Genomic DNA, 24,978 nt, shown 5'->3' with positions numbered 1-24,978 from the left:
ATGGACGGTGCAGTCGCAACCAAGGCCTCTCCGGCCCCTCTTCCGCCCCTCCGGGCCGCCAGCGATCGGATAGCCGCGCCTGCGGCAAACGAGGCGCTGATCGTGTCGTACGAACCTGCCACCGGGGCCGAACTCTGGCGCGGCAAGCCGTGTGACGTCAACGAGGTGGTTGATCGTGCCCGCCGCGCCTGGCCCGAATGGGCGGCGCAGCCGCTCTCGACCCGCATGGAACTGCTGCGCCGCTTCGCCAATGAAGTGCGCAAGGAAGCCGAAAACCTGGCCGTGCTGATCGCCCGCGAAGTGGGCAAGCCCTTGTGGGAGGCGCACAGCGAGGTCGAATCGGTGGTCGCCAAGGTCGAAGTCTCGATCCGCGCCTATGCCGAGCGCACCAGCCAGCGCAAACTCGACAGCGCCCTGCAAGGCGCGATGGCGGTCCGCCACAAGCCGCACGGCGTGCTGCTGGTGCTTGGCCCCTACAATTTCCCGGCGCACTTGCCCAATGCCCATATCGTGCCCGCGCTCATCGCCGGCAACGCGGTGGTGTTCAAGCCGAGCGAGAAAGCCCCGGCGACCGGCGAACTGCTGGCGCGCTGCTTTCACCGCGCCGGCATTCCCGCCGGCGTCGTGCAGCTTGCCATCGGCGGGCCGCTGGAAGGGCAGGCCCTCGTCGCGAGCGACGGTGTCGACGGCGTGCTGTTCACCGGCTCGGCCAATACCGGCATCTCGATCAACCGGCGCCTTGCCACCCGTCCGGACAAGATGGTCGCGCTGGAAATGGGCGGCAACAACCCGATCGTGCTCTGGGACACCCCCAAGCTCACCGACGCCGCCGCGCTGGTGGTGCAGTCAGCTTTCGCCAGCGCCGGCCAGCGCTGCACGGCAGCCCGGCGGCTGATCGTGAAGGCCTCGCTCCACGACGCGATGATGGCCGAGATCAAGGCCCTGGCCGACCGCATCATCGTCGGCGCCCCGTTCGACGAGCCCGCCCCGTTCATGGGCCCGGTGATCGACAATGCCGCCGCCGACGGCCTTGCCGAAAGTTTCCTCTACCTGCTCAGCAACGGCGGGAAGGCGATCAAGCATCTGGTCCGCCCGGACGAGAGCCTGCCCTTCCTGAGCCCCGCGATCATCGACACCACCGCGCTGAAGGACCGCCCGGACGTCGAACTGTTCGGGCCGATCCTGCAGGTTATCCGGGTCGACGATTTCGACGAGGCAATCGCGGAGGCCAACAACACCCGCTTCGGCCTCGCCGCCTCGCTGATCGGCGGCACCCCGCAGGACTACAACCGCTTCTGGGCCCATGCCCGCGCCGGAATCATCAACTGGAACCGCGCCACCACCGGCCCCAGCCATGCCGCGCCGATGGGCGGCATCGGCCTTTCCGGCAACCACCGGCCAAGCGGCTACTACGCCGCCGATTACTGCGCCTATCCGGTCGCCTCGGGCGAGATGGAACAGCCGCGCGCGGTGATCGGGGTTGGGTTGAAATAGTTCGGGCCAGAGCCGTTTCCAGGTCATCAGGTCATTCCACCTGATCACAAAGCGCTCTATTTCCCGGAAACCACGAGATCCACCTCGGTCACGCCGTTCGCCTGCTTGCGGGCATAGACCACATAGGCCTGCCCCTGCTTGCGCCCGCCCAGCACGCGGTCGCTGCCGTCGAGCCGATACTCGGCCGAATAGCCGCCCTTGCGCGCCATGGTGTTGTAGAAGGCGATCACATCCTCGGACGGGACTGCCGTGCCGAAGCTGACCACGCGCAGCGCACAGCCCTCGGCGTCGATTCCAGCCGCTTCCTGCACCGCGCCCTGCGGATAGAGCGGAAATTCTGCCGGCAGCTTTTTCGCCCAGTCGCGGGAATACTGCACCTTGGCGCTGCAATCGGTCCTTGCGGCACGCGCCGCCGGGCTTGCCTGCGCGGCCTGAGCGGCAGCCTGGGCCAGTTCAGCGGCGCTGCCCTTGATCGCATCGGGCAGCGGCGCGAGGCCGCCGGCCAGTTCGGCCGCACTCTTGCGCGCGGCGGCCACCGCCTGCGGCGCACGGCTGGCGGGGGAAAGCGTGACATTTCCCGCCTCCCCGGCGCCTCCCGTCACTTCGGGATCGACCACGATCTGATCGCCCAGCGCCGCCCCGGTCTCGCCCGCGCCCGGCTGCTCGGCCTTCTTGCAGCCGCCCAACACGAGCGTGGCCGCAAGCGTGATCGCCGCGATGCCTGAGGTTGCCTTGTTCATCGTGCCCCTTTCCTGCCCCGGCAGTGGGAAACATATCCCCCTGGCTCCTGGTGCCCGGCTCGGGAAAAGCCTTCCTCCGGTGGGCGCGAATGGCAAGGGCGCGCGCGGACGGATCGTTCCCGCGTCCCAAAACGGGAAACAGCCGTCCAAGAAGGTTGCGCCGCCCTTCACCACCGCCCGATCACGAAAAAGGGCGCCCGCGACCAGGTCGCGGACGCCCCCTCCACCCGCTTTCCGAGAGCTGGCCCTCGAAGCAGACAGGCGGACTTCCCCCGCGCTTCGCCGTCAGCACGGGGGAAATCGGTACTTGCAAGATGAAGTTAGCTTAGCGGCAGGACGAGCCGCCACGGTCGATCTCGCGGCCGACCAGAGCGCCGCCTACGGCGCCAAGCACGGTGCCGAGCGTCCGGTCACCCCGGTTGTCGACCTCGCGGCCCAGCAGGGCACCTGCCGCACCGCCGATCAGGAGGCCGGTGGTGCCGTTCTGGCGGCGGCAGTAATAGCGGCCATTGTCACCGCGCCACACGCGGGTGTTGCGATAGACCGGCTCGCCGCGATAACCGTCACGGTAGTCGCTGCGATAGCCATAACCGCGGCGGTAGTCTCCGCGCCCGTAACGGTCGCGGCTGTGGGCATTGACTTCCTGCCCAGGCGCCACGAATTCGCTGCTGGCATGAAACGTCGGAGCCGCCAGAGCCGGCATCGCACCCGCCAGCGAGACGGTCGCGACGGCAAGGGCAGTGGCCTTGGTCAGTACGCGCATTGTCATTCTCCTTCAGTCCGGCGGAGGGCAGTCGCTACCCGTGTTCCGCTGCATGCATTCATCTTTAAGCCAACCAACCTGAACGCACTGCAACGCGGCTGTCAGGATCGGAGATATCGACGAGGCGAGCCCCATGATGCGACGAACCGCTTGCCCGCCTCCGTGGGCGCCCCTATCGCACCCATGCACTCCTGCCTCGGGGCCCCGTTTTCATGCCGAATACCCTACCGCGTCGCTCCGGCGGTCTTGCGCAGGCGCTGGGCGCCTACTTCGTCTGGTGCCTGTTCCCGCTCTATTTCGCGGCGCTGCACGAGGTTTCGGCCTTCGAGGTGGTGGCCTGGCGCATCCTGTTCACGCTCCCGTTCTGCCTGCTGACGATCGCGGTGCTGAAACAGGGTACGGAACTGCGCGCGGCACTGACCACCCCGCGCATCCTCGGCGCGCTGGCACTGAGCGGCCTGCTGATCGGCATCAACTGGTCTATCTACGTGATCGCGGTTGCCAGCGGTCACATTCTGGCAGCCAGCCTCGGCTACTACATCAATCCGCTGGTCAACGTGCTGGCCGCCACCATCTTCCTGCGCGAGAAGCTGTCGCGCCTGCAGTGGCTGGCGATGGCGCTGGCGGCGATCGGCGTCGCGATGCTGGCGAAGGGGGCGGTCGACACCTTGTGGATCAGCCTGAGCCTGGCGCTCAGCTTCGCGGGCTACGGCCTCACCCGCAAGCTGGCCCCCGTCACGGCCCTGCCCGGCCTGACCGTGGAGACTCTGGTCCTGCTGATCCCGGCCATCGGCGTGCTCGCCTGGCAGGTGGCAAGCGGGGCGGGCCTTGCGATGGGCTCATCGCTGCGCATCGATCTGCTGCTGGCCTGCGCCGGCCCGATCACCGGCGTCCCGCTGCTGCTGTTCGCCTCGGCCGCGCGCAAGCTGGACTTCTCGCTGCTGGGCTTCATCCAGTTCATCACGCCCACCGGTGTGTTCCTGATGGGCCTGATCGCGTTCCACGAGCCATTCCAGTCCTCGCAGTTGCTGTGCTTCCTGTTCATCTGGACCGCCATCGCGATCTTCTGCTGGGACCTGCTGCGCCGCCGCCGGACTGCGGCGACGGCCTGACCGGTCACGCCGAGGCCCGGCCTCGCTTCAGCAATTCCTGCACAAATGCGTCGAGATCCTCGGCCTCGACATCGAGCGTTTCCTCCCACTCGGCGAGCAATATGTCGATATCCTCGCGCCTGTAGGGCTCGCCGGGCTGGTGCGTGACCGGCGGCGCGCGGTGCGGCCAGGGATGGTCGGTGGCGTTGTTGTAGATCCAGCCGATCACGCAAAGCGTCACCACGTTGACCGCGATCGGCAGCAGATGCGCCCAGCCCCAGGCCGGTGTCCCCGTCGCGCCGAGCGCGCAGAGCAGCGCGCAGGCACCGCCCGGCGGATGCAAACTGCGGGTCAGCGTCATCACCGCGATGGCGCCGGCAACGGCCAGGCTACCCGCCAGCCACGGATCGCCGAGGAGATGCCCCAAGACCAGTCCGACCAAGGCCGAGATCAGGTTTCCGCCCAATACCGGCCAGGGCTGCGCCAGCGGACTGGCCGGCACCGCAAAAACCAGCACCGCGGAGGCGCCCAGCGGCGCGACGAGGAACGGCAGCGCCGGATCGTAGCCACTTTGCAGCAGCCGCGTCAGCGCCCCGGCGGCGGCGATGCCGAAAAGGGCCCCCAAGGCGCCGCGGTAAGGGCCGAGCCTGCGTTTGCCGCCCGTGGGGCTGGTGATGATGCTGCCTTGCGCCATGGCCCGCGTGATCCTTGTCCTGCCCCATGCAAGAGGCCGCAAGCGGCGCCTATGGTCCAATCCCGCTCGCCTGACCATGGAAGAGATCGTTTCACGGTGACAACCGGGACTGTGCAACTGCCGCAAATCCGCCACGATCAGATGGTTGCATGCTGCATCCCGACCGGGACCCGCCTGCAGGAGTGCGTGCCCCATGCCCCCCGCCGATCAACCCGCCGTGCCGCCGCCCATGGCCGCCGAACAATCGCTTGATTCCTTCGACCTTGCCAGGCTGCGCGGAGAAGAGAGCACCTCGCTGATCGTCGTTCCGCGCCGATGCCCGGTAGGCAAGCCGGGGGAAATCGTTGTCTGCGCCCCGGATCCCGAGGCCGACCGGCTTCGGCCGCTGCCCGACACTTATGTCGTGACCGAGGGCCTTGGCCGCGCGGAACGGCAGATCGCGCCGGGAACCACCGCCGGTGTCGACATGAGTTCGGTCGCGATGCCCGGCGGGGTCGTCAGCAACCGGGTCATGTTCAACCTCAAGATGGGCTTCTGATCCTCCCAAACGAAGAAGCCCGGTCCGCCCTGATCGATGACGAGGAAGCGGACCGGGCTCACGAGGCGCCCCGCGCGAGGGAGGAGGATGAGGCGCCGTCAACCTGATCGGGGGGAAATCAGGCCGATCTCATTCAGGCAAAAGTGCCGGCCTTGGCGATCTCGGCCACCGGCTTGCGGCTGCTGGCCACTTCACGCTCCTGCAGGAATTCGGGCAGGCTCGACTTGTCGCCGATCTTGCCGATGGCAAAGGCGGCCTCGAGCCGGTGATCGGCCGGGATGCCCAGCGCCGCTTCGGCTTCACCGAACTTCAGGCCGGTCATGCCATGGGTGTGGTAGCCGAGTGCCTGCGCCTGCAGTGCCGCCAGCGCCCAGGCCGCACCGGCATCGAAACTGTGGCTGTGGTTGGTCGAGTTACCCTTGTCCGAACGCATCTGGCTGTCCGAGACGACAAACACGAGCGCCGAGGCATCCTTCGCCCAGCCCTGGTTGAACTCGATCAGTTGCGCGAGGAACAGGTCCCAGTTTGCATCGCCCTTCCTCGCATAGAGGAAGGTCCAGGGCTGCACGTTATAGGCCGAAGGCGCCCAGCCACCGGCTTCGAAGATCACGTCGAGGTCTTCCTGCGGGATCTCGCTGCCATCGAAGGCGCGCGGCGACCAGCGATCGACGATCAGCTTCTCGACCTTGGGATTGGCAATGCGTCCGGTCATATCGGGTATCCTTGGGAGAGAGGTGGAATTCTTGGATGGAGAGATAGCCGGTGATCGGCCATCGGGAAATCATGATAATTTCGACGGAACTATTCCATTATCTGGAACAGTCATCCTGCCTTGCTTGCCGTGCTTCCCCGCCCTGGTCTTGATCGACCGCGCCCTTTGCCCGCCAAATTTCGATTGCCTCCGATTTGCCGGAACCGGCGCCTTGCGGATCCGCAGCCGTTCCCCCACTTATCGCGCATGACCGCCAGCCGCCTGTTCGACCGCGCCGTGATCCGGCTTTCCCCCCGTGCCGATTCGCAAGAAGACGTTGCCGACTTCCTTCAGGGGCTGGTGACCGCCGACGTGAAGGCGCAGCTTCCCACCTGGGCGGCGCTGCTCACCCCGCAAGGCAAGGCACTGTTCGATTTCATCGTCTGGCCCTCGGGCAATGACCTGCTGATCGACTGCGAGGCCGAACATGCCGACGCGCTGGTCAAGCGCCTGTCGATGTACCGTCTGCGCCGCGCCATCGACATCGCCCGCGAGGAACGCCTCTCGGTCCACTGGCGCCCGCACCTGGGCGACGGCGCCGCTCCCGATCCGCGTCTTTCCGCGCTGGGCGAACGCTGGGTCGGCCGGATCGACGAGATGGACCCGGCCGAACACGAAGCCGGCGCGGATTCGGCCTGGCGGCTGCATAGGCTGCGCATCGGCGTGCCCGAAGGCCGCGCAGAACTGGGCGAGGGCGAGACGCTCTGGCTCGAATGCAATGCCGTCGAACTGAACGGGGTCAGCTTCACCAAGGGCTGCTACGTCGGCCAGGAAAACACCGCGCGGATGAACTGGCGCCAGAAGGTCAACCGCCGCCTGGTCGTGGTGCCGCTGGCCCGCTCGGACGAGAAGCGCCGCCGCGCCGCCTATCCCGAACTCGGCCTTGCAGTGGACCACCTGCGGGTAGAGGACATCGACGCAGCGCTTGCCCCCCATTGGCTGCCGCTCGCCACCGACGAGGAATGAGCCCCGCGTTCAGTTGAGCAAACGCGCGCCCGGCATGCCCGCGGCGAGCCCCGTCCGCCGCGAGGCGACCAGTCGCAGGCTGGCGTTGCCGCCCAGTTCGGCCACGAAGATCCGCGCCAGCATCGGCGAACCCTGCACCGGGCTGAACCGTTCCCGCACCTCGCCGCTGTCACAAAAGCCGGTAGCCTCCAGCACGCTGCGGGCAGCCGGAATGGCGCCGCTGCCTGCAGAGCCTGGCCCGTCGCCCTCGAAATAGCTGGCCATGACCCGCCGGTGCCCCAAGGCCCGTGCCTGATCGAGCAGTGCGCGCACCGCTTCGCGCGCGTAACCCTGGCCCCGGTAGGGCGGCGCGATCCAGTATCCCATCTCCACTTCGCCATCGAACCGGCCAAGGCCGATCCCGCCGACCAGCTTCGCCCCGTCCGGCGCGCGCAAGTAGACAAAGAAGTGCGGCAGCCGCGGATCCCGGGCACGCATCAGGTAATCGCGGATCGCCTTGGCCGTACGCGGCAGGGTCGCGTCGCCGATTCGGCTATCCGCCGTCTCCCGCGAGATCGCTTCCGAAATCGCAGTGACAAGTTCATCTAGATCCTCAGGCCAGCCCGGCCTCAGGAAAAGCCTCTCCGTGCGGACGAACATGACACGGTTCTCCGTATTTCTGGTCTCGCGGATGCCATCATGCATGAGCGGACGGGTCCATGCACGCACTTTGCGCCGTTCCGGCCAGGACGTGCCACGGAATCGACACCGGCGAAGTTGGGGAGCACGGATTAAGATTCGGCTCCGGAGGATCTCCGGGCTGTTCCCATTAGTGCCCCAAACGAAGGGGCCCTGCCCGGGATGTCCCGGGCAAGGCCCTGTCAGGAAAACGGAATGTCCTGAAGATTCAGGCTGCGCGCCGGCGCGCGCTCATGCCCGGCAGCGACATTCGCGAAGCCGAAATGCCGGCCTTGCCGTCACCGTCCCCATTGCCACCGTCGTCACAGTCGCAGGGCTCACCGAACTCCAGCGCATATTCGCGCGCGGGGAAGGCTATGCCGCGCCCCGCGCTGAACCGTTCGACGATTCGTCCGGTGCGCTCGAAACCGGCCTTTTCGAGCACGCGGCCCGAACCCGGGTTGTCGACGAAGTGGCTGGCGACGATGCGGCGATGACCGATCGAGCGGGCCAGCACAAGCACCGCGCCTACCGCCTCGCTGGCAAAACCCTGCCCCCACTGGTCGCGTGCGATCCAGTAACCGAGGCTGACCTCACCCTCGATTTCGGCGAGACCGACGCAGCCGAGCAGCCGCGCACCCTCGGCACCGGGCTGGGTGATCAGGAAACGCGGCAGCAGGCGATCCTGCGGTGCCTCGAGGAAACGGCGCGCATCGTCAGCGGTATAAGGCCAGGGTGCGCGGGCAAGGTTGCGCACGACGGACTTGTCGGCGATCAATGCCAGAAGCTCGGCGCTGTCCTCGGGCCAGCCAGGCCGCAGGAACAGGCGTTCGCTGCGAATGAACATAACGTATCTCCACTCATCAGCCCCGCATCCTTCATAGACAGGACGCGTGACATTGCGATTACGCGGACGGCCAATTGGCGGAAATCAGGCACATTTTGCGGAAAAATGGGCGAGATTCGAGCCGGCTCGAACGCGGACTGTGCGAGAGGGAGACACGAAAAGAGGGAGACGGGCTGGCCCCTCTCCCTCGTTCAGCCGATCCGAGCGGATCGGCGGGACCATCCCGTCGGGATGGCCCTTTTATCGACCATCCGATTATTCGGCGGCTTCAGCCATCACGTCTACCGAGACGTACTTGCGGCCGAGTTTGCCGTCGTGGAAGCGCACGCGACCTTCGGCGGTGGCGAACAGGGTGTGATCCTTGCCCATGCCGACGTTCACGCCCGGGTACACGCGGGTGCCGCGCTGACGAATGATGATGTTGCCGCCGATCACTTCCTGACCGCCGAACTTCTTCACGCCAAGACGGCGGCCTGCAGAGTCGCGACCGTTACGCGACGAACCGCCAGCTTTCTTATGTGCCATTGTTCAGTCCTTCCGATCTTTGGCTCAGGCGACCGACACGATGCGCAGCAGCGTGAGCTGCTGGCGGTGGCCGTTCTTGCGACGATAGTTGTGGCGGCGGCGCTTCTTGAACACCACGACCTTTTCGCTCTTGGCCTGGGCGATGATTTCGGCCGAAACCGAAACCTTCGCGGCGTCGAGGACTTCGCCGTCGTTGCCGGCGAGCAGAACGTCGCCCAGCGTGATGGTCTCACCGGCTTCACCAGCCAGCTTTTCAACCGCGATCTTGTCTCCGGCGGCAACCCGGTACTGCTTGCCGCCCGTGCGCACAACTGCGAACATGGTGCCCTTACCTAATCTCTATGTGTGCCCGTGATGGGCCGAAACAAACTTGCCCCGGCCGCTCAGGTCCGACGAGGAACCGTGGAGCCTTGCGGGCGACGCGCCGAGCCCCGTTCATGAACGAGGTCCCGGAAAGAGTGGTGCCGTTAGGGCAACCGCCGATTCGTGTCAACCGAGGACTTGGCCGGGAAAGCCCGGAAATACGACTCTAATACGACTCTCGCGCCGCCGGGGATCGCACGGTGCGCCGACCACCGCCGACAGCCATCCCGCGCAATTGCCACTCGCGATTGTCCCTGCGCGTGCTATGGCACATTCATGATCCGCGCAAAAGTCCGCTTGCTGCCGCTCTTCCTTGGCGCAGGCCTCGCCGCCTGCTCCTCCGCCGGCCACTATCCCTCGCTCGCCGTCCGGCCGGTCGAACGGGCCACGCCCGTCACTCCCGATGCCGATGCGCCTCCCGCCCCGCTGCCGCCCGCCAGCGCCGACCTCACGACGCGAATCGATGGCCTGCTGGCCGCCGCCCGCCAGGCCGACGGCCAGTTCGCCGCACGGCGCGCGGCCGCCGAGCGGGCGGTGTCCGCCGCCGGTTCGGCCCGCAGCGGCGATGCCTGGCTGACCGCGCAGGCTGCGGTCTCCGCCTTGCAGGCAAGCCGCGATCCGGCGATCGCCGCGCTCGGTGAACTCGACACGATGTATGCCGATGCCCGCGATGCCGCCCCGGTCGAGGAATCGCCCAGCGCCAGAAGCATTGGCGCCGCCCGCGAACAGGTGCAGTCGCTGGTTGCGGCGCAGGATGACGCGATCGCCCGGCTCGATGGCCGTCTCGGCAGCTAGGCCGTAAACTCATAAACACAAAAAAAGACCCCTCCCCCGTGATGGGGGAGGGGTCATCCAAGCGCGATCGGTTCGCAGCTCCTAGAAGCCCCCCGGCCGGGGCCACGAGCCGATCAGGCGACGATCAGGGCAGACGGCCTGCCCTCATCCCAGGATCAGCACAGGAAAGAAGAGGACCGCAGATGGTCGTCCCGCCTGTCGCCGCCCTTGCACTCAGAGTTCCATTCCCGTCACGCCCACTGCTGCCCAGGCGGCATTGCTGCGCCGACTTGCCGCCCGCCTTGTCCAGGCAGCGGCAAATCCGAGGCCCGCGACAAGCAGGCCGGCAAACGTCACCATCGGCAGGGCCAGTTCCGGACGCAGGAACAGGCCGGCCACGAGCCCGATGAAAGCAAGATAGACGGCCGCGGCGGCGACATGGACGGGGCCAGGCGCTGCACTTGCGCGCTCGCCGACGACACGTCTCGGCGCATCGACGATGAGGTCTCGAACCTGTTGCTGACTGAGCCGCTGTGTCATGGCGATGATCTCCTGCCACGGCAATGCAGCAGGAGAAGCCGGGCTTCATTGATGCGAATCAAACGCAGTCGCCATTTGCGCGCGCCGCTTCACCCCCAGCGGGCGATGTCCTCGAAATCCTGCTCGCGCGGCTCGATCCAGTGCCAGATCCCGCCGTGCTTCTCGCGCTTCCAGAACCACGATTCGCTCTTGAGGTGATCCATCGCGAAGTCCGCAGCGGCAAAAGCATCGCGGCGATGGCGCGCGGCGGCGGCGACCAGCACGATCGGCTCGGCCGGGCCCATCTCGCCGCTGCGATGGACGATCAGCAAACCGTCAATATCCCAGCGCCCGCGCACGCGCGCCGCAAGGTCACGCATGGCCGGAAGCGTCAGCGGTTCGTAATGCCGAAGTTCGAGCGCCTCCACCCCCTCGCCCGCCCGTACCTGGCCGAGGAAACTGACGACCCCGCCGGCATGGGGCAGGCCCGCCGTGAACGCGGCCAGCAGGGCGGCGGGATCGAACGGCGCGGTCAGCAGGCGGACCTGGCTGTCCACCTCAGCCTCCCGAGACCGGCGGAAGGAACGCGAGTTCGTCGCCATCGGCCAGCACCAGCGCGTGCTTGTCGCCCAGCAGCGCACCGTTCACCGCCACCCGGACTTTATCCCCAGCCACGGTATCGGCCAGTTCCGGCACGAAATGATCGCCCAGCCAGCCGAGCACGTCATACCAGTCCAGCGGCGCGCTGGCGGCCAGGTCATGGTCTGCCCCGCCTGCAAGGTCCTCGAGACGGCCGAGGAACACCAGTCTTGCCTGCATTCTCAGCCTCCCGTCATCGACATGTGGCGTGCCAGCGCCGGGGCGGCGCCGCGCCTGTCGATGGCGAAGTGGTGGCGTTCCGGCTTGATCCGCATTGCCGCGTCAAACGCGGCACCGAGCGCAGTGTCGGGATCCGCGCTGCGCAGCGCAGCGCGCAGGTCCACCCGCTCGCTGCCACCAAGGCAAGCATAGAGCTGCCCGGTCGCGGTGACGCGGATGCGGTTGCAGCTCTCGCAGAAGTTCCCGGTGAGCGGTGTGATGAAACCGATCCGGCCACCAGTTTCCACCACATCGAAATAGCGCGCCGGGCCGCCGGTGCGGTGGCCGCTCGGCGTCAGCGTCCAGCGTCGCTCGAGATCATCGCGTACCGCCGGCAGCGGCAGGTAATGGTCGATGCGGTCTTCCTCGACCTCGCCCAGCGGCATGACCTCGATCAGCGTGGCGTCAAAGCCCTGCCCGTGCGCCCAGCCGACGATTTCAGGGATATGCTGTTCGTTCAGCCCCTTGAGAGCGACGGTATTCAGCTTCACGGCGATCCCCGCCGCCTTGGCGGCCGCCAGCCCCTCAAGCACCTGGGGCAGCGAATCCCGGCGGGTGATGCGCGCGAACGTCGCGCGGTCCAGCGTGTCGAGCGATACGTTGATCCGCCGCACGCCAGCCGCGGCGAGATCGTCGGCAAATTCGGCCAGGCGGGTGCCGTTGGTGGTGAGGGTCAGTTCCTCCAGGCCATCACCGAGCTTGCGGCCCAGCGCGCGAACCAACTCGATCGCATCGCGCCGCACCAGCGGTTCGCCGCCGGTGAGCCTGAGCCTGGTCACGCCCCGAGCGATGAAGCCGAGCGAGAGCTTGTGCAGTTCCTCAAGGCTGAGCACGTCCTTCCTGGGCAGAAAGGCCATCCGCTCGGGCATGCAGTAGGAGCAGCGCAAGTCGCAGCGATCGGTCACCGAAAGCCGCAAGTAGGTGATGCGGCGTTGGAACTGGTCGACGAGGGGCGGTGCGAGGCTCATGGCTGGGGCTATACTAAGGCCCCCGCGCCCTTCGCATCAAGCGGAAGGTATTGCCCGGTGACGCCCGGTGCCCGGCCCAGCCAATCCGCCGCCGCGACGATGGCCTGCTCGTCCCCGCCGCACAGCGCATTGACCCTGAGAGGGGCATGATCGCGGGCCAGCTCCTGCACGACGGCAAGGCGCCAGCCCCGGTGGGTATGATCGGCAGGCGCAAACACCAGCGTCAGCTCCTCACCGCCCTGCAAGGCAGCGCGGGCGGCAGGCAGGACCTCGGCATGGAACTGCGCGGCGGCATCGAGCGGATTCACCGCCAGGGGCCCTACGCGCAGGATCATGGCTCAGCGGCGCTGCCGGGTGAGCGTGATGCCGATCTTCTCGCCCGCTTCGGCAATGGCGAGCTTGACGATCTTCACCGTCACCGCGGTGATCCGCGCGTCCTGCAGGAACAAAGTCTCGCAGACGTGATCGGCCACCGCCTCGATCAGCTTGAAATGGACCCCGGCGGGCAGCGCATCGCTGGCCGCGAACTTGAGATCCATGTAGTTCTTGCTCTCGGTCAGCGGCGTGTCGGGCGTGTAGCGGTCGATCGGCTTCATCGAGACCTGGATGGTGAAGCGCAGGGGCTGCGGCTTACCGGTCTCTTCCGAGTAGATCCCGGTGAGAACGTCGTGTTCGAAATCGGCGACTTCGAGGATAAGCGAATCGGTGATGGCGGTCATGGCTCAGGCCCTTAGCCGTTATTGCGCCAGCGTGCGAAGATTGCCGTCGGCAGCAAGCGGCCCCCATTTTCCGAGATGCGGTCCTCGCGCACCGAAAGGTCGCCGTGCTCGATGGTTCCGGGCAGGTCGCGGAACAGTTCCTCCATCAGCCCGGCCAGCGCCAGCGAAGACATGCGCACGGCATAGACGGTGAGGAACAGGAACTTGCTGTCGGCGTCGAGCAACTGGCGGCAATCGGCCAGCAGGCCGGGCAGGTTCTCTTCCAGACGCCATGTCTCGCCGGTGGGACCACGGCCGAACTTGGGCGGATCGAGGATGATGCCGTCATAACGCTTGCCCCGGCGCACTTCGCGCGCGGCAAACTTGGCGGCATCGTCGATCAGCCAGCGGACCGGGCGATCCTCCAGGCCCGCCAGCGCCGCGTTCTCGCGCGCCTGACCGACCGACTTCTTCGAGGCATCGACGTGCGTCACCGGCCCATGCGCCGAAAGCGCCATGGTGCCGACCCCGGTATAGCCGAACAGGTTCAGCGTGTTGGCATCGCTCCTGCCCGCAAGCATTTCGCGCATCCAGTCCCACACCGGCGCCATGTCCGGGAAGAAGCCGAGATGGCGGAACGGCGTGCACTGCGCGGTGAATCTGACTTCGTTCCACGAGAGCGGCCAGCCTTCGCGCGGCACCGGCTTGTCGAACTGCCACCTGCCACCGCCGTCCTCGTCCGATCCGGGTACGAATTCACCGTGCGCGTCCCAGTTTTCAAGGCGCGGGGTCCACATCGCCTGCGGTTCGGGGCGCACGAAGCGGTAGTCGCCATAGCGCTCCAGCTTGCGACCGTGCCCCGAATCGACAAGGCCATAATCGTCCCAGCCCTCTCCGGCGAGGATGACGGGTTGGGTTTCCAGGCGTGCCATCAGATCTTCGGGCTCGCGTGCTGGGCCACGAAATCGGCGATCGATTCGTAGTCGCCGGTCAGGTCGACGCACTTCTCCTCACGTTCGAACAGGTCGCCGACGCGTGCAGGCAGGCCCGAGCGCTGCCCGGTTGCGCGCTCGACCGCATCGGGGAACTTGGCCGGATGCGCGGTCGCCAGCGTGACGATCGGAACCTTGGCATCGATACCGGCGGTGCGGGCGGCAAACAGACCGCAGGCGGTGTGCGGATCGATCAGCTCGCCGCAGTTCTCCCAGGCCCAGCGGATAGCCTGGGCCATTTCGTCGGCGTCGGTGCGGGCCGACGAGAACAGCGCGGCGGCGCCTTCCCGCTGCGCATTGGTCAGTTGCATGGCCTTGGTCGCCTCGAACCCGGCCATCTGCTCGGCCAGCGCCTTGCCGTCACGGCCGCCGAGGTCGAACAGCAGGCGTTCGAAGTTCGACGAAACCTGGATGTCCATCGAGGGCGCCGCGGTCGGCGTTACCGTGCCCTGCGAGTAGTCGCCGTCTGCCAGCGCGCGGTGAAGGATGTCGTTGACGTTGGTGGCAACGATCAGCTTCTCGACCGGCAGGCCCATCTGCGCGGCGACATATCCGGCGAAGACATCGCCGAAGTTTCCGGTCGGCACCGAGAAGGCAACCTTGCGGTGCGGCGCGCCCAACTGGAGTCCAGCGGCGAAGTAATAGACCACCTGCGCCATCAGGCGCGCCCAGTTGATCGAGTTCACCGCGCCGATGGCGAAGCGATCGGTCATCGCCTTGTCGTTGAACATGCGCTTCACGGTCGCCTGCGCGTCGTCGAACGAGCCGTCGATGGCGATGTTGTGGACGTTGGGCGCCAGCACCGTGGTCATCTGGCGGCGCTGCACGTCGGACACGCGGCCCTTGGGGTGCAGCATGAAGATATCGACCTTGGCACGGCCCGCCACCGCGTCGATCGCCGCCGAACCGGTATCGCCTGAGGTCGCGCCGACGATGGTCAGGTTACGCTCCGAACGGCCGAGGAATTCCTCGAAGAGCAGGCCCAGCAGTTGCAGCGCGACGTCCTTGAACGCGAGCGTCGGGCCGTGGAACAGTTCCAGCACCCACTGCTGCTCGTCCAATTGCTTGAGCGGCGTCACCGCCTTGTGGGCGAAGCGGCCGTAGGCCTGTGTGGTCAGTTCCAGTAGGCGGTCGTAGGTCAGGCTGCCCTCGACAAAGGGGAACATGACCTTGGCGGCCAGTTCGGCATAGGGCAGCCCCGCCATCGCAGCGATCTCGTCGGCCGAGAAGCGCGGCCACTCCCGCGGCACATAGAGGCCGCCGTCGGATGCGAGACCGGCGAGCGTGGCGCCTTCGAAGTCGAGCGCCGGTGCGCTGCCGCGGGTGCTGATATAGTCCATGCCCGCGCGGTTAGCCGCAGGGACGCGAAATGAAAAGCCTGTCGTTGGGCTGGCGCGCGAACAATTCCTAAAGGGGGAAGAAGCTGGGCCGCCGGGAAAAAGGATCGCTGCGGGCTTACCCTGCGGCCCGGAACAGGATCGAAGCCAGCCCCTTGCTCCCGCTCCCCGCTCCCGTCATCCGTTCCCTGCGGTTACGCCGGCATGACGGGACCAGGCGAATTCCCGATATTCCTTCATTACTTGCGCCCCCGCTTCAGCAAAGCCAGCCCGTAAATCACCAGCGCCGTGGCGGCAAAAAGGAACCACTGGACGGCGTAAGCGAGGTGGTTGTTGGGAATTTCGGAAGGGTCGGGCTTGGCATTGGCAGCCAGTCCGCCGAGCGGCGGATCGGCGATCACGCGCTCGCCATGGTCCCTGTCCGGGGAAAGCGTGCCTACGACGCGGCCGCCGTGCCATTCGACCACGGCAGGCGAATTGCTCCAGCCGATGACGACGTTGCGGTGGGCCTCCCCTTTGAGACGCATCGGAAAGGCGCAATCGAACTGGTGCGCCCAACCGGGTTCGCCATGAGCATTTCGTCCGGCAAGAGGTTGGTCGGGGCCTACCTTCGTGCAGTCGAGCGCTACCTTTCCGTACAAGCCCGGGCCGTCCACAAGCAGGTCGTGCTCGAAATCGACAACCTGCGGGCTGGCCCTGGCGAAGGCATATTCGCGAAGCAGAGCTTCCTTCTGCTGCAACCGATCGAGCTGCCAGAAGCCCAGCTTCACCATGACCGCGACGGCGGCGAGGACGATCAGCGTAGGCAGGATGGGGATGCGGGGCATTTGCCGGGTGTCCTGATGCGAGAAGGGCAGCCGAAGCATCACTCCGGCTGCCCTTTCGAAATGGGTGCGATCCTTGCGAAGGATCAGTGAGTCAGCCTCAGTGCGTAGGATAACCCCAGCCGCCCCAGACGTAGACGGCGACAAACAGGAACAGCCACACGACGTCGACGAAGTGCCAGTACCACGCCGCCGCCTCGAACCCGAAGTGCTGGCGCGGCGTGAAATCGCCGTTGTAGGCGCGCTTCAGGCAGACGATCAGCATGATGGTGCCGACGATCACGTGGAAGCCGTGGAAACCCGTCGCCATGTAGAAGGCCGAACCATAAGTGTTCTGGCCGAAGGGGAACGGGGCGTGGAGATACTCGTAAGCCTGGATGGTGGAGAACAGCAGGCCAAGGAGGATCGTCGCCCAGAGGCCCTTCTTCAGGCCGTCACGATCGCCATGGATCAGCGAATGGTGCGCCCAGGTCACCGTGGTGCCCGAGCACAGCAGGATCAGCGTGTTGAGCAGCGGCAGCGCGAAAGGATCCATGACCGCCTCGATCGCCTTGGGCGGCCACTGACCGCCCACCACCTCGGCGATGGTCGAGGGGAACAGCGAGAAATCGAAGAAGGCCCAGAACCAGCCGACGAAAAACATCACTTCCGAGGCGATGAACAGGATCATGCCGTAGCGCTGGTGCAACTGCACCACCGGCGTATGATCGCCGGCATGGGCCTCGCCCACGATCTTCGAGAACCACATGAACATCGAGGCCAGCAGGATCGCCAGGCCGAGCCATGGCACGAAGGCCCCGCCCGGCATCTTGTGCATGAACAGCACCATGCCGGTGGTGAACGTCAATGCGCCGATCGTGGTCGCCAGCGGCGCGATGTCCGGCGGAAGGATGTGATAGTCGTGGTTCTTGGTACCGGCCATGGCGCCTTCGTCCCCGTTGCTCGAATCTGCCTGTTCGAATCTTTGCGGGGGAGCTTGGTTCCCCCCCGTGATTTATTTCTTGGGCAAAGCCTTAACCGCCCGTTTGCTTGCGGTCCAGTGCCTTCGCATCGCCCGCCGTCGCATCGGCGATGCCGGTAACGTGGAAGGTGTAGCTCAGCGTGATCTGCTGCACGTCCTTGTTGTCGGGATCGTTCAGGATGGCCGGATCGACGTAATAGATCACCGGCATCTTCACGGCCTCCCCCGGCTGCAGGGTCTGCGAAGTGAAGCAGAAGCACTGGATCTTGTTGAAGTAGCGCGCCGCCTGCTCGGGCTCCACGTTGAAGCTGGCAGTACCGGTGATGACCTTGCCGGAATCGTTCTTCGCCCAGAACAGCGCCATGTCGCGCTCGCCGATGGTCACCGTATCGGTACGCTGGAGCGGCTTGAACTGCCAGGGCATGCCGCGCTCGACATTGGCGTCGAAGCGGATCGACATCGTCTTGCCCACACCCTGGACAGCGGCGGCCTGCGCCTCGTCGACCCGGCGGGTGGTACCGCCATAACCAGTCACCTGGCAGAAGATCCGGTAAAGCGGCACCGAGGCGAACCCCAGCCCCAGCATTCCTACCGCCATCGACAGGGCGATGAACGCAACACGCCGATTGCTGCGCGTCCCCTTCCCCTCGCCTGCCACCCCGGACATCAGCCCATCTTCGCGATGGAAATCAGGAACACCAGTACCACAAAAGCCGCCAGACTGAGGCCGAGCACCTTGTTGCGGCTGCGGCGAATTTCTTCAGGCGTGCGCGGATCAGGCTGGACGACCTCGCCCTGCACGGGCTCCGTCTTGCTGGGCTGCGTCATGTCCTCTCCTCAAAGCATGATGAAGCGATCCACCACCAGTGCCGCGAACAGCACGAAGAGGTAGAGAATCGAATAAGCGAAAAGCTGCTTCTCCGGCTTCATCCTGTCCTCGGCCCCGTCGCGTTCGCGCAGACCCACGCGGATCGACAGGAGCAGGAACAGGCCGGACAGCACCAGCGCGGAAATGCCGTAGAAAGCGCCGGTCCCACCGATCCACCAGGGCGCCGCCGTCAGCGGCAGCAGCAGTACGGCATAGGCCAGGATCTGGCGGCGGGTCGACTTTTCGCCGGCCACGACCGGCATCATCGGAATGCCGACCTTGGCGTAGTCACTCTTCACGAACAGGGCCAGCGCCCAGAAGTGCGGCGGCGTCCAGAAGAAGATGATCGCGAACAGCAGTACCGGCATCATGGTAACATGGCCGGTCACCGCGACCCAGCCGATCAGCGGCGGGAAAGCGCCTGCACCACCGCCGATGACGATATTCTGGGGCGTGCGCGGCTTGAGCCAGATCGTGTAGACGACGGAATAATAGAAGATCGAGATGGCAAGGATCGCCGCCGGCAGCCAGCCGACTGCAAAACCCATCAGGAAGACCGAAACCGCGCAGAGCACGCCCGCGAAATCACGCGCGGTTGTGCGATCGAGCCGGCCTTGCGGCAGCGGACGATTCGCCGTGCGCTTCATGCCCGCGTCGAGGTCCGCCTCCCACCACTGGTTGAGCGCAGCGGCACCGCCTGCCCCCATGGCGATGCACAGGATCGCGGTGAAGCCTAATACCGGGTGGATGGCTCCGGGCGCGGCCAGCAGCCCGCACAGGCCGGTGAAGATCACAAGACTGATGACGCGCGGCTTGGTCAGCGCGATCAGGTCGCGCCAGTCGGCCGGAAGCGAGGTCGCGGCCGTCGAAGAAGGACTCGTGGTGGTCATGGTTCCGGGCCCATACACCCGCAGGCCTCCAAAAAGCGAGGCCTGCGTAAACCAGAGCATAAAACCGTGTCCGGGCGCCGCCCCGAAAATGGTCCCGAGGCGGCGGCGCGAATGCGGTTTAGTGGTGCGCCGTCTCGCCGATGACAGGCAGCGTCTCGAACTGGTGGAACGGCGGCGGGCTGGTCAGCGTCCACTCCAGCGTAGTGGCGCCTTCCCCCCAGTAGTTGTCCGAGGCCTTCTTGCCGGCGACGAAGGCATAGAGGATGTTCACCAGCCACACCCCGATGCTCACCGCCATGACCATGTAGCCGATCGTGGCGACATAGTTCCAGTGCGCATAGGCCTCGGCATAGTCGGGGTAACGACGTGGCATGCCCTGCAGCCCGAGGAAGTGCATCGGGAAGAAGATCATGTTCACGCCCACAAAGAAGACCCAGAAATGCACGTGGGCCAGGAACTCGGAGTGCATCCGCCCGCTCATCTTCGGGAACCAGTAATAGAAACCCGCAAAGAGCGCCGTTACCGCACCCAGCGAGAGCACGTAGTGGAAATGGGCGACCACGTAATAGGTGTCATGCACCACGTCGTCGACACCGCCGTTGGCAAGGTAGACGCCGGTGACGCCGCCCACGGTGAACAGGAAAATGAAGCCGATCGCCCAGACCATCGGGCTCTTGAACTCGACCGAACCGCCCCACATCGTCGCGATCCACGAGAAGATCTTGATACCGGTGGGCACCGCAATCACCATGGTGGCGGCGGTGAAGTACATCTTGGTGTTCACCGAAAGGCCGGTCGCATACATGTGGTGTGCCCAGACGATGAACCCGACCACGCCGATCGCCACCATCGCATAGGCCATGCCCAGGTAACCGAACACCGGCTTCTTCGAGAAGGTCGAGATGATCTGCGAGATGATGCCGAAGCCCGGCAGGATCATGATGTAGACTTCAGGGTGGCCGAAGAACCAGAACAGGTGCTGGTAGAGCACCGGATCACCACCGCCCGCCGGATCGAAGAAGGTCGTGCCGAAATTGCGGTCGGTCAGCAGCATGGTGATCGCGGCGGCCAGAACCGGCAGCGAGAGCAGCAGCAGGAAGGCGGTTACCAGCACTGACCAGACAAACAGCGGCATCTTGTGCATGGTCATGCCAGGCGCGCGCATGTTGAAGATGGTGGTGATGAAGTTGATCGCGCCCATGATCGAGCCGGCACCGGCAAGGTGGAGCGAGAAGATGCCGAAGTCGACCGCCGGGCCCACCGAGCCCGAAGTGGAAAGCGGCGCATAGACGGTCCAGCCGGTTCCCGCGCCCATGCCGGTTCCGCCCGGCACAAAGGCCGAGAACATCAGCGAACAGAAGCCCGCCACCGTCAGCCAGAACGAGATATTGTTCATGCGCGGGAAGGCCATGTCCGGCGCGCCGATCATGATCGGCACGAACCAGTTGCCAAAACCGCCAATGATCGCGGGCATGACCATGAAGAACACCATGATCAGGCCGTGAGCGGTGATCAGCACGTTCCACATGTGCAGGGTAGCATTGAAGTCGTCTGGATTGTCGCCCACCAGCCTGGCGAAGAAGCCGAGGTACTGGATACCCGGTTCGGCCAGCTCGGCGCGCATCACGCCCGATACGGCGCCGCCGACGATCCCCGCGAAAATCGCGAAGATCAGGTACATCGTGCCGATGTCCTTGTGGTTGGTCGACATGAACCAACGCGCGAAGAAGCTTGGCTTGTGATCGTGATCGTGATCGTGATCGGCGTGCCCATGCCCGTCGCCGTGCGCCTGGAAGTGGTCTGCTGTGGTTGCCATGGTCTAGGCCCTGTCCTTCAATTCGCGCTTATTCGGCAGCTGCGGCGGCATCGCCGGCGGGAGCCTGCGATGCTTCCGCCGTGGCGGCTGCGGCCGGTTCGGCCTTGGCAGCGGGAGCCGCCGGTGCGGCCTTGACCCGGCTGTCGATCACGCCGCCGGCGTGGGTCAGGACCCAGGCGTCGTACTGCGGGCGGGGCAGCGCCTCGACCGCGATCGGCATGTAGCCGTGCTTGGCGCCGCACAGTTCGGAACACTGGCCGTAATAGACGCCCGGCTTCTCGACCACGAGGACCTTCTCGTTGATGCGGCCGGGAACTGCGTCAAGCTTGAACCACAGCGAGGGCACGGCGAACGAGTGGATCACGTCGGCCGCGGTAATCTGCAGGCGGATCGGTTCGCCCACCGGCACGACCATGCGGTTGTCGACCTCGAGGTGCGAGGGGCCGTCCCAGGGCTTCGAGCCGACCTCGCGCACGCCGTTGTTGATCACCGGCTGGCCGGGAATGTTCAGCATGTTCGAGACGACTTCGAAATCACCGTTGTCCGGGTAGCCGTAAGTCCAGAACCACTGGTTGCCGGTGACCTTGATGGTCAGCGCGGTCTTGGGCGCGGGCTTGTACTGCTTGGCGATGAGGTCGATCGAGGGAATCGCGATGCCCACCAGGATCAGCACCGGAAGCAGCGTCCACACCACTTCGAGAACGGTGTTGTGGCTGGTCTTCGATGGCACCGGATTGGCACGGCGATTGAACCGTACGACGATGATCAGCAGCAGGATCAGCACGAACAGGCAGATCAGGCCCATCACCCAGAGCAATCCATGGTGGATCCAGGCGCCGTATTCGCCGGTGGGCGAAAACTGCTGCTGCAGCCCCAAGGCGCCCGGCACCGGCATGCCGATGCCGGGGGTCGGCTTCATCGGCGTATAGCCGGCCGCCACCGTGCCCGCTGCAGCATCTGCCGCACGCGCGGCCGCAGAGCCGCCGAAAACGGTCGCCAATGCGGAAACTGTCAATCCAAAGGCCCTTGCAGCCTCACCCCAATTACGAACGGTCTTGCCCACTGTCATGGATATAGCGCTTTCCCGTTTTCTTATTCGCGCAAGAGACACGTCTCAGTGAGTCGCCTCCCAAACGCGCACCCCTGTCGCGGAGGCTTTTGCCCCCCTTCTCATGGGGCTATACGCGGCCTTGCCGCTTGTCTCAAGCGCCTCTAGGGGATTTTCGCTCCATGCCGGCGCGATAACGTGCCCGAACATTGCAAATTGCACCAAAGGATTACACCCCAATGCAGGAAGAAGAAGTCCTCGCCGAGTTCCGCGCCAGCAAGGCCTTGCTTGAAGGGCATTTCCTGCTTTCCTCGGGCCGTCACAGCGCACACTACCTGCAGTGCGCGCGCGTGCTGATGAACCCCGACCGGGCCGGGCGACTCGCCGTGGCGATCGCTGCAAAACTCCCCCACGATATTCGCAAGAGCATCGACAAGGTCGTCTCGCCGGCCATGGGCGGCGTCATCATCGGCCAGGAAATGGGCCGCGCGCTGCAAGTCGACGCGATGTTTGTCGAGCGTCCGACCGGGACTTTCGAACTGCGCCGCGGCTTCAGCCTCGAGCCGGGCGACAAAGTGCTGATGGTCGAGGACGTGGTCACCACCGGCCTCTCCAGCCGCGAAGCCATCAAGGCGATCGAGGAAGCCGGCGGCGAAGTGATCGCGGCCGCCTCGCTGGTCGACCGTTCGGGCGGCTCGGTCGATCTCGGCGTGCCGTTCTTCCCGCTCGTCGCGCTGAACTTCCCGACTTACGCGCCCGACGAACTGCCGCCGGAACTGGCCGCCACCCCTGCCGTCAAGCCGGGCAGCCGCGCGAAGCCCTGACGCCTTGCCCCCTGGGGCCAGCCCCGGATTCGGACAAATAGCTCGGATAAGCGAATGAACGTCCTGACACCTTCCCGCCTGCGCCTCGGCGTCAATATCGACCACGTCGCCACCATCCGCAACGCGCGCGGCGGCGAGCATCCCGATCCGGCCCGCGCCGCACAGATCGTGGCGCAGGCGGGGGGTGACGGCATCACCGTGCACTTGCGCGAGGACCGCCGCCATATCCGCGACGAGGATCTCGAACGCGTAGCCTCGGCCACCGGGCTGCCGATCAACCTCGAGATGGCGGCGACCGACGAGATGCTGGCCATCGCGCTGCGGCACCGCCCGCACGCGGCCTGCATCGTGCCCGAGCGCCGTGAGGAACGCACGACCGAGGGCGGGCTCGACGCGGCGGGGCAGCACAACCGCCTCGCCCCGATCGTCGCCCGGCTCGCGGACGCGGGCATCCGCGTCAGTCTGTTCATCGCCCCCGAGCCCCGCCAGATCGAGGCGGCGATGAAGCTCGGCGCCCCGGTGGTGGAGTTCCACACCGGCGAATATGCCCATGCCCAAGGCGAACAGGTGGCGGCCGAACTGCGCCGCATCGTCGACATGGCCGCGCTTGCCGCCAAGAACGGCATCGAGCCGCATGCAGGCCATGGTCTCACTTACGAAAACGTCCAGCCGATCGCCGCGATCCCGCAACTCGCCGAACTCAACATCGGCCATTACCTGATCGGCGAAGCGATTTTCACCGGGCTCGACGCGAGCGTGAAGAAGATGCGCATGCTGATGGACGAAGTGCGATGATCATCGGCCTCGGCTCGGACTTGTGCAACATCGAGCGGATCCGCAGTTCGCTCGACCGCTATGGCGAGCGTTTCCTGCAACGCGTCTTCACCGCGGCCGAGCAGGCCAAGGCGGCACGCCGGCCGCACACCGTGGCGGGCACGCTGGCCAAGCGATTCGCAGCCAAGGAAGCGTTCTCCAAGGCGGTTGGCACCGGTTTCAAGGCGGGCGTGTTCATGAAGGACATCGGCGTCGTCAATGCCCCTTCCGGCGCCCCGACACTGGCGCTGACGGGCGGGGCGAAGGACCGGCTCGATGCCATGACTCCCGCCGGTCACGAGGCCTTCATTCACCTCACGCTCACCGACGACCACCCATGGGCCCAGGCCTTCGTGATCATCGAAGCACGCCCCCTCCCTACCTCTTGATACGAGTTTTGCGCCCTGGACATGGCCGACGACATCCCCAAGCCTCCGGCTCCCAAGCCCTCTGCCGATCCGGCCGCCGCCGGGCGCAAGCCGGACAAGGTCAACTGGTTCCAGGAGCTGCGCGGGCTCGCGCTGATGCTGCTGGGCGTGCTGGCGTTCCATTCGCTCTTGGCCAAACCGTTCTACATCCCCTCGATCTCGATGATGCCGAACCTGCTGGTCGGTGACCGGCTGGTCGTGTCGAAGTATCCCTATGGCTGGAACTGGTCCTCGATCAGCTTTCACCTGTTGCCGCGCGGCACCTGGCACCTGTTCGAGCATACCCCCGAATATGGCGACATCGTCATCGTCGTGCCGGGCAACCGCAAGGCCGACCTCATCAAGCGCGTGGTCGCCCGCCCCGGTGACCGTATCGCCGTGATCGACGGCCGCATCCGCCTCAACGGCACGTTCGTGCCGCGCGAAATGGAACCGCCGGTGCGCATTCCCGCCGACGATGCACTACGCTGCGAGGGCGATCCCGAACCCGGCCACTGCTACGACGGCTTCGAGCGTTATCGCACCCGCCTGCCCAGCGGCAAGGAAGTCTACGAGCTGCCGACCTACCGCGAGACCCTGCCCAACGGCGCCCAGTTCGACGTCATCGACTATATCGACCAGGAACTCGACAACTACCACGAGATCACCGTGCCTGCCGGCCACGTCTTCCTGATGGGCGACGACCGCGACCGTTCGGCCGACAGCCGCGCGCCGTTCGAGACCGACATGTTCGGCCAGCCCAGCGGCGGCCTCGGCGGGCCGGTACCGGTCACCGATATCGGCGGCCGCGCCGAGTTCATCACTTTCTCGCTGGACGGCACCCAGACCTGGAACCCGCTGACCTGGTGGAAGGCCCTGCGCAAGGGCCGCAGCTTTACCAGCCTGCGCCCGCCGGTCGATGAGACCAAGGCCTGGAAGTAACGGAAGAGGC

Annotated in this window: 32 protein-coding genes; 9 read left to right on the top strand and 23 right to left on the bottom strand. The window is 65.9% G+C overall.

Features of this window, described 5'->3' with window-relative positions; genetic code table 11:
- Positions 1 to 1,494 (top strand): succinylglutamate-semialdehyde dehydrogenase, encoded by a 1,494-nt coding sequence (locus CA833_RS09605; protein WP_142635682.1) that lies wholly within the window; start codon positions 1 to 3, stop codon positions 1,492 to 1,494.
- A gap of 56 nt (positions 1,495 to 1,550) precedes the next feature.
- Here the strand turns inward: CA833_RS09605 and CA833_RS09600 are convergent, their stop codons facing one another.
- Both CA833_RS09600 and CA833_RS09595 read right to left on the bottom strand, forming a co-directional pair.
- On the bottom strand, positions 1,551 to 2,234 hold the full coding sequence (locus tag CA833_RS09600) for a hypothetical protein (protein WP_207077852.1): 684 nt from the start codon (positions 2,232 to 2,234) through the stop codon (positions 1,551 to 1,553).
- A gap of 325 nt (positions 2,235 to 2,559) precedes the next feature.
- The gene (locus CA833_RS09595; protein ID WP_207077851.1) at positions 2,560 to 2,997 is read right to left on the bottom strand and encodes a glycine zipper 2TM domain-containing protein; all 438 of its coding nucleotides are present in this window, start codon (positions 2,995 to 2,997) and stop codon (positions 2,560 to 2,562) included.
- 212 nt (positions 2,998 to 3,209) lie between these two features.
- On the opposite strand from CA833_RS09595, the gene rarD reads away from it, so the two are divergent.
- Complete coding sequence (gene rarD, locus CA833_RS09590) at positions 3,210 to 4,109, top strand: EamA family transporter RarD (protein ID WP_142635688.1); 900 nt, start codon at positions 3,210 to 3,212, stop codon at positions 4,107 to 4,109.
- A gap of 4 nt (positions 4,110 to 4,113) precedes the next feature.
- On the opposite strand, the gene CA833_RS09585 is transcribed toward rarD, so the two are convergent.
- Positions 4,114 to 4,782, bottom strand: a complete 669-nt coding sequence (locus CA833_RS09585; protein WP_142635690.1) for an HPP family protein — start codon at positions 4,780 to 4,782, stop codon at positions 4,114 to 4,116.
- 193 nt (positions 4,783 to 4,975) lie between these two features.
- Between CA833_RS09585 and CA833_RS09580 the strand changes: the two genes are divergently transcribed.
- Positions 4,976 to 5,320 (top strand): hypothetical protein, encoded by a 345-nt coding sequence (locus CA833_RS09580; RefSeq protein ID WP_142635691.1) that lies wholly within the window; start codon positions 4,976 to 4,978, stop codon positions 5,318 to 5,320.
- 133 nt (positions 5,321 to 5,453) lie between these two features.
- On the opposite strand, the gene CA833_RS09575 is transcribed toward CA833_RS09580, so the two are convergent.
- Positions 5,454 to 6,032 (bottom strand): nitroreductase family protein, encoded by a 579-nt coding sequence (locus CA833_RS09575; protein WP_142635693.1) that lies wholly within the window; start codon positions 6,030 to 6,032, stop codon positions 5,454 to 5,456.
- A 246-nt stretch (positions 6,033 to 6,278) separates the two neighbouring features.
- Between CA833_RS09575 and CA833_RS09570 the strand changes: the two genes are divergently transcribed.
- A complete protein-coding gene (locus CA833_RS09570; protein WP_207077850.1) occupies positions 6,279 to 7,037 on the top strand; it encodes a folate-binding protein YgfZ in 759 nt (252 codons plus the stop codon).
- A 9-nt stretch (positions 7,038 to 7,046) separates the two neighbouring features.
- On the opposite strand, the gene CA833_RS09565 is transcribed toward CA833_RS09570, so the two are convergent.
- The 4 genes from CA833_RS09565 to rplU all read right to left on the bottom strand — a co-directional run bounded on the left by CA833_RS09565 (position 7,047) and on the right by rplU (position 9,387).
- Positions 7,047 to 7,676: a GNAT family N-acetyltransferase gene (locus tag CA833_RS09565; protein WP_207077849.1), complete on the bottom strand. Its 630-nt coding sequence runs from the start codon at positions 7,674 to 7,676 to the stop codon at positions 7,047 to 7,049.
- A gap of 247 nt (positions 7,677 to 7,923) precedes the next feature.
- A complete protein-coding gene (locus CA833_RS09560; protein WP_207077848.1) occupies positions 7,924 to 8,541 on the bottom strand; it encodes a GNAT family N-acetyltransferase in 618 nt (205 codons plus the stop codon).
- Positions 8,542 to 8,796: 255 nt separating this feature from the next.
- On the bottom strand, positions 8,797 to 9,066 hold the full coding sequence (gene rpmA / locus CA833_RS09555; RefSeq protein ID WP_086493003.1) for a 50S ribosomal protein L27: 270 nt from the start codon (positions 9,064 to 9,066) through the stop codon (positions 8,797 to 8,799).
- Between the two features lie 24 nt (positions 9,067 to 9,090).
- Positions 9,091 to 9,387: a 50S ribosomal protein L21 gene (gene rplU, locus CA833_RS09550; protein ID WP_142635701.1), complete on the bottom strand. Its 297-nt coding sequence runs from the start codon at positions 9,385 to 9,387 to the stop codon at positions 9,091 to 9,093.
- A gap of 318 nt (positions 9,388 to 9,705) precedes the next feature.
- Between rplU and CA833_RS09545 the strand changes: the two genes are divergently transcribed.
- Positions 9,706 to 10,224, top strand: a complete 519-nt coding sequence (locus tag CA833_RS09545; RefSeq protein ID WP_207077847.1) for a hypothetical protein — start codon at positions 9,706 to 9,708, stop codon at positions 10,222 to 10,224.
- 213 nt (positions 10,225 to 10,437) lie between these two features.
- On the opposite strand, the gene CA833_RS09540 is transcribed toward CA833_RS09545, so the two are convergent.
- The 15 genes from CA833_RS09540 to coxB all read right to left on the bottom strand — a co-directional run bounded on the left by CA833_RS09540 (position 10,438) and on the right by coxB (position 22,003).
- Positions 10,438 to 10,743 (bottom strand): hypothetical protein, encoded by a 306-nt coding sequence (locus CA833_RS09540; protein ID WP_207077846.1) that lies wholly within the window; start codon positions 10,741 to 10,743, stop codon positions 10,438 to 10,440.
- 89 nt (positions 10,744 to 10,832) lie between these two features.
- Positions 10,833 to 11,324, bottom strand: a complete 492-nt coding sequence (locus CA833_RS09535) for a molybdenum cofactor biosynthesis protein MoaE (RefSeq protein WP_207077845.1) — start codon at positions 11,322 to 11,324, stop codon at positions 10,833 to 10,835.
- Positions 11,281 to 11,541 carry a MoaD/ThiS family protein gene (locus CA833_RS09530; RefSeq protein WP_142635709.1) on the bottom strand — a complete coding sequence of 87 codons (261 nt, stop codon included), beginning with the start codon at positions 11,539 to 11,541 and terminating at the stop codon, positions 11,281 to 11,283. Before CA833_RS09530 ends, CA833_RS09535 begins: the two co-directional genes overlap by 44 nt.
- 2 nt (positions 11,542 to 11,543) lie before the next feature.
- Positions 11,544 to 12,548 (bottom strand): GTP 3',8-cyclase MoaA, encoded by a 1,005-nt coding sequence (gene moaA, locus CA833_RS09525; RefSeq protein WP_142635711.1) that lies wholly within the window; start codon positions 12,546 to 12,548, stop codon positions 11,544 to 11,546.
- Positions 12,549 to 12,556: 8 nt separating this feature from the next.
- Complete coding sequence (locus CA833_RS09520; RefSeq protein ID WP_142635713.1) at positions 12,557 to 12,883, bottom strand: Rossmann fold domain-containing protein; 327 nt, start codon at positions 12,881 to 12,883, stop codon at positions 12,557 to 12,559.
- A 3-nt stretch (positions 12,884 to 12,886) separates the two neighbouring features.
- Positions 12,887 to 13,258: a dihydroneopterin aldolase gene (locus CA833_RS09515; protein WP_142637914.1), complete on the bottom strand. Its 372-nt coding sequence runs from the start codon at positions 13,256 to 13,258 to the stop codon at positions 12,887 to 12,889.
- A 20-nt stretch (positions 13,259 to 13,278) separates the two neighbouring features.
- A complete protein-coding gene (locus CA833_RS09510; protein ID WP_207077844.1) occupies positions 13,279 to 14,178 on the bottom strand; it encodes a class I SAM-dependent methyltransferase in 900 nt (299 codons plus the stop codon).
- On the bottom strand, positions 14,178 to 15,578 hold the full coding sequence (gene thrC, locus CA833_RS09505) for a threonine synthase (protein ID WP_207077843.1): 1,401 nt from the start codon (positions 15,576 to 15,578) through the stop codon (positions 14,178 to 14,180). The genes CA833_RS09510 and thrC overlap by 1 nt, the downstream gene beginning before the upstream one ends.
- A gap of 236 nt (positions 15,579 to 15,814) precedes the next feature.
- Complete coding sequence (locus CA833_RS09500; RefSeq protein WP_207077842.1) at positions 15,815 to 16,402, bottom strand: SURF1 family cytochrome oxidase biogenesis protein; 588 nt, start codon at positions 16,400 to 16,402, stop codon at positions 15,815 to 15,817.
- 97 nt (positions 16,403 to 16,499) lie between these two features.
- Entirely contained in the window at positions 16,500 to 17,321 is an 822-nt protein-coding gene (locus CA833_RS09495) for a cytochrome c oxidase subunit 3 (protein ID WP_142635721.1), read from the bottom strand.
- A gap of 91 nt (positions 17,322 to 17,412) precedes the next feature.
- Positions 17,413 to 18,027: a cytochrome c oxidase assembly protein gene (locus CA833_RS09490; RefSeq protein WP_142635723.1), complete on the bottom strand. Its 615-nt coding sequence runs from the start codon at positions 18,025 to 18,027 to the stop codon at positions 17,413 to 17,415.
- Positions 18,027 to 18,188: a hypothetical protein gene (locus CA833_RS09485; protein WP_207077841.1), complete on the bottom strand. Its 162-nt coding sequence runs from the start codon at positions 18,186 to 18,188 to the stop codon at positions 18,027 to 18,029. Before CA833_RS09485 ends, CA833_RS09490 begins: the two co-directional genes overlap by 1 nt.
- A gap of 9 nt (positions 18,189 to 18,197) precedes the next feature.
- Complete coding sequence (locus CA833_RS09480; RefSeq protein ID WP_207077840.1) at positions 18,198 to 19,118, bottom strand: heme o synthase; 921 nt, start codon at positions 19,116 to 19,118, stop codon at positions 18,198 to 18,200.
- A 118-nt stretch (positions 19,119 to 19,236) separates the two neighbouring features.
- Positions 19,237 to 20,934, bottom strand: coding sequence for a cytochrome c oxidase subunit I (gene ctaD, locus CA833_RS09475; protein ID WP_207077839.1), 1,698 nt, complete (start codon positions 20,932 to 20,934; stop codon positions 19,237 to 19,239).
- Between the two features lie 28 nt (positions 20,935 to 20,962).
- Complete coding sequence (gene coxB / locus CA833_RS09470; RefSeq protein WP_207077838.1) at positions 20,963 to 22,003, bottom strand: cytochrome c oxidase subunit II; 1,041 nt, start codon at positions 22,001 to 22,003, stop codon at positions 20,963 to 20,965.
- Positions 22,004 to 22,221: 218 nt separating this feature from the next.
- Here coxB and pyrE point away from each other — a divergent pair, with 218 nt between their 5' ends.
- Genes pyrE through lepB form a run of 4 tightly spaced genes read left to right on the top strand, consistent with a single transcriptional unit; the run spans position 22,222 to position 24,968 of the window.
- Entirely contained in the window at positions 22,222 to 22,806 is a 585-nt protein-coding gene (gene pyrE, locus CA833_RS09465; RefSeq protein ID WP_142635732.1) for an orotate phosphoribosyltransferase, read from the top strand.
- Positions 22,807 to 22,860: 54 nt separating this feature from the next.
- On the top strand, positions 22,861 to 23,601 hold the full coding sequence (locus CA833_RS09460; protein WP_207077837.1) for a pyridoxine 5'-phosphate synthase: 741 nt from the start codon (positions 22,861 to 22,863) through the stop codon (positions 23,599 to 23,601).
- Positions 23,598 to 24,008 carry a holo-ACP synthase gene (gene acpS / locus CA833_RS09455; protein ID WP_142635736.1) on the top strand — a complete coding sequence of 137 codons (411 nt, stop codon included), beginning with the start codon at positions 23,598 to 23,600 and terminating at the stop codon, positions 24,006 to 24,008. Before CA833_RS09460 ends, acpS begins: the two co-directional genes overlap by 4 nt.
- Before the next feature lie 21 nt (positions 24,009 to 24,029).
- Positions 24,030 to 24,968, top strand: a complete 939-nt coding sequence (lepB, locus tag CA833_RS09450; protein ID WP_142635738.1) for a signal peptidase I — start codon at positions 24,030 to 24,032, stop codon at positions 24,966 to 24,968.
- The last annotated feature ends 10 nt before the right edge of the window (positions 24,969 to 24,978 follow it).

The sequence above is a fragment of the Novosphingobium sp. KA1 genome (genome assembly GCF_017309955.1).
Lineage (GTDB): Bacteria > Pseudomonadota > Alphaproteobacteria > Sphingomonadales > Sphingomonadaceae > Novosphingobium.
Note: the sequence above shows the minus strand (reverse complement) of the source record. Positions and strands in the feature narration are given on the sequence as shown.

What these genes read in the sequence shown, in the direction of transcription:
- CA833_RS09565 (WP_207077849.1), bottom strand. Translation starts at nt 7,676, where the DNA reads ATGTTCGTCCGCACGGAGAGGCTTTTCCTGAGGCCGGGCTGGCCTGAG.
- CA833_RS09580 (WP_142635691.1), top strand. Translation starts at nt 4,976, where the DNA reads ATGCCCCCCGCCGATCAACCCGCCGTGCCGCCGCCCATGGCCGCCGAA.
- CA833_RS09540 (WP_207077846.1), bottom strand. Translation starts at nt 10,743, where the DNA reads ATGACACAGCGGCTCAGTCAGCAACAGGTTCGAGACCTCATCGTCGAT.
- coxB (WP_207077838.1), bottom strand. Translation starts at nt 22,003, where the DNA reads ATGACAGTGGGCAAGACCGTTCGTAATTGGGGTGAGGCTGCAAGGGCC.
- thrC (WP_207077843.1), bottom strand. Translation starts at nt 15,578, where the DNA reads ATGGACTATATCAGCACCCGCGGCAGCGCACCGGCGCTCGACTTCGAA.
- CA833_RS09530 (WP_142635709.1), bottom strand. Translation starts at nt 11,541, where the DNA reads ATGCAGGCAAGACTGGTGTTCCTCGGCCGTCTCGAGGACCTTGCAGGC.
- pyrE (WP_142635732.1), top strand. Translation starts at nt 22,222, where the DNA reads ATGCAGGAAGAAGAAGTCCTCGCCGAGTTCCGCGCCAGCAAGGCCTTG.
- moaA (WP_142635711.1), bottom strand. Translation starts at nt 12,548, where the DNA reads ATGAGCCTCGCACCGCCCCTCGTCGACCAGTTCCAACGCCGCATCACC.
- CA833_RS09500 (WP_207077842.1), bottom strand. Translation starts at nt 16,402, where the DNA reads ATGCCCCGCATCCCCATCCTGCCTACGCTGATCGTCCTCGCCGCCGTC.
- acpS (WP_142635736.1), top strand. Translation starts at nt 23,598, where the DNA reads ATGATCATCGGCCTCGGCTCGGACTTGTGCAACATCGAGCGGATCCGC.
- CA833_RS09510 (WP_207077844.1), bottom strand. Translation starts at nt 14,178, where the DNA reads ATGGCACGCCTGGAAACCCAACCCGTCATCCTCGCCGGAGAGGGCTGG.
- lepB (WP_142635738.1), top strand. Translation starts at nt 24,030, where the DNA reads ATGGCCGACGACATCCCCAAGCCTCCGGCTCCCAAGCCCTCTGCCGAT.
- rplU (WP_142635701.1), bottom strand. Translation starts at nt 9,387, where the DNA reads ATGTTCGCAGTTGTGCGCACGGGCGGCAAGCAGTACCGGGTTGCCGCC.
- CA833_RS09585 (WP_142635690.1), bottom strand. Translation starts at nt 4,782, where the DNA reads ATGGCGCAAGGCAGCATCATCACCAGCCCCACGGGCGGCAAACGCAGG.
- CA833_RS09520 (WP_142635713.1), bottom strand. Translation starts at nt 12,883, where the DNA reads ATGATCCTGCGCGTAGGGCCCCTGGCGGTGAATCCGCTCGATGCCGCC.
- CA833_RS09575 (WP_142635693.1), bottom strand. Translation starts at nt 6,032, where the DNA reads ATGACCGGACGCATTGCCAATCCCAAGGTCGAGAAGCTGATCGTCGAT.
- CA833_RS09570 (WP_207077850.1), top strand. Translation starts at nt 6,279, where the DNA reads ATGACCGCCAGCCGCCTGTTCGACCGCGCCGTGATCCGGCTTTCCCCC.
- CA833_RS09605 (WP_142635682.1), top strand. Translation starts at nt 1, where the DNA reads ATGGACGGTGCAGTCGCAACCAAGGCCTCTCCGGCCCCTCTTCCGCCC.
- ctaD (WP_207077839.1), bottom strand. Translation starts at nt 20,934, where the DNA reads ATGGCAACCACAGCAGACCACTTCCAGGCGCACGGCGACGGGCATGGG.
- CA833_RS09460 (WP_207077837.1), top strand. Translation starts at nt 22,861, where the DNA reads ATGAACGTCCTGACACCTTCCCGCCTGCGCCTCGGCGTCAATATCGAC.
- CA833_RS09595 (WP_207077851.1), bottom strand. Translation starts at nt 2,997, where the DNA reads ATGCGCGTACTGACCAAGGCCACTGCCCTTGCCGTCGCGACCGTCTCG.
- CA833_RS09600 (WP_207077852.1), bottom strand. Translation starts at nt 2,234, where the DNA reads ATGAACAAGGCAACCTCAGGCATCGCGGCGATCACGCTTGCGGCCACG.
- CA833_RS09485 (WP_207077841.1), bottom strand. Translation starts at nt 18,188, where the DNA reads ATGACGCAGCCCAGCAAGACGGAGCCCGTGCAGGGCGAGGTCGTCCAG.
- CA833_RS09490 (WP_142635723.1), bottom strand. Translation starts at nt 18,027, where the DNA reads ATGTCCGGGGTGGCAGGCGAGGGGAAGGGGACGCGCAGCAATCGGCGT.
- CA833_RS09480 (WP_207077840.1), bottom strand. Translation starts at nt 19,118, where the DNA reads ATGACCACCACGAGTCCTTCTTCGACGGCCGCGACCTCGCTTCCGGCC.
- CA833_RS09535 (WP_207077845.1), bottom strand. Translation starts at nt 11,324, where the DNA reads ATGGCGACGAACTCGCGTTCCTTCCGCCGGTCTCGGGAGGCTGAGGTG.
- CA833_RS09545 (WP_207077847.1), top strand. Translation starts at nt 9,706, where the DNA reads ATGATCCGCGCAAAAGTCCGCTTGCTGCCGCTCTTCCTTGGCGCAGGC.
- CA833_RS09560 (WP_207077848.1), bottom strand. Translation starts at nt 8,541, where the DNA reads ATGTTCATTCGCAGCGAACGCCTGTTCCTGCGGCCTGGCTGGCCCGAG.
- rpmA (WP_086493003.1), bottom strand. Translation starts at nt 9,066, where the DNA reads ATGGCACATAAGAAAGCTGGCGGTTCGTCGCGTAACGGTCGCGACTCT.
- CA833_RS09495 (WP_142635721.1), bottom strand. Translation starts at nt 17,321, where the DNA reads ATGGCCGGTACCAAGAACCACGACTATCACATCCTTCCGCCGGACATC.
- rarD (WP_142635688.1), top strand. Translation starts at nt 3,210, where the DNA reads ATGCCGAATACCCTACCGCGTCGCTCCGGCGGTCTTGCGCAGGCGCTG.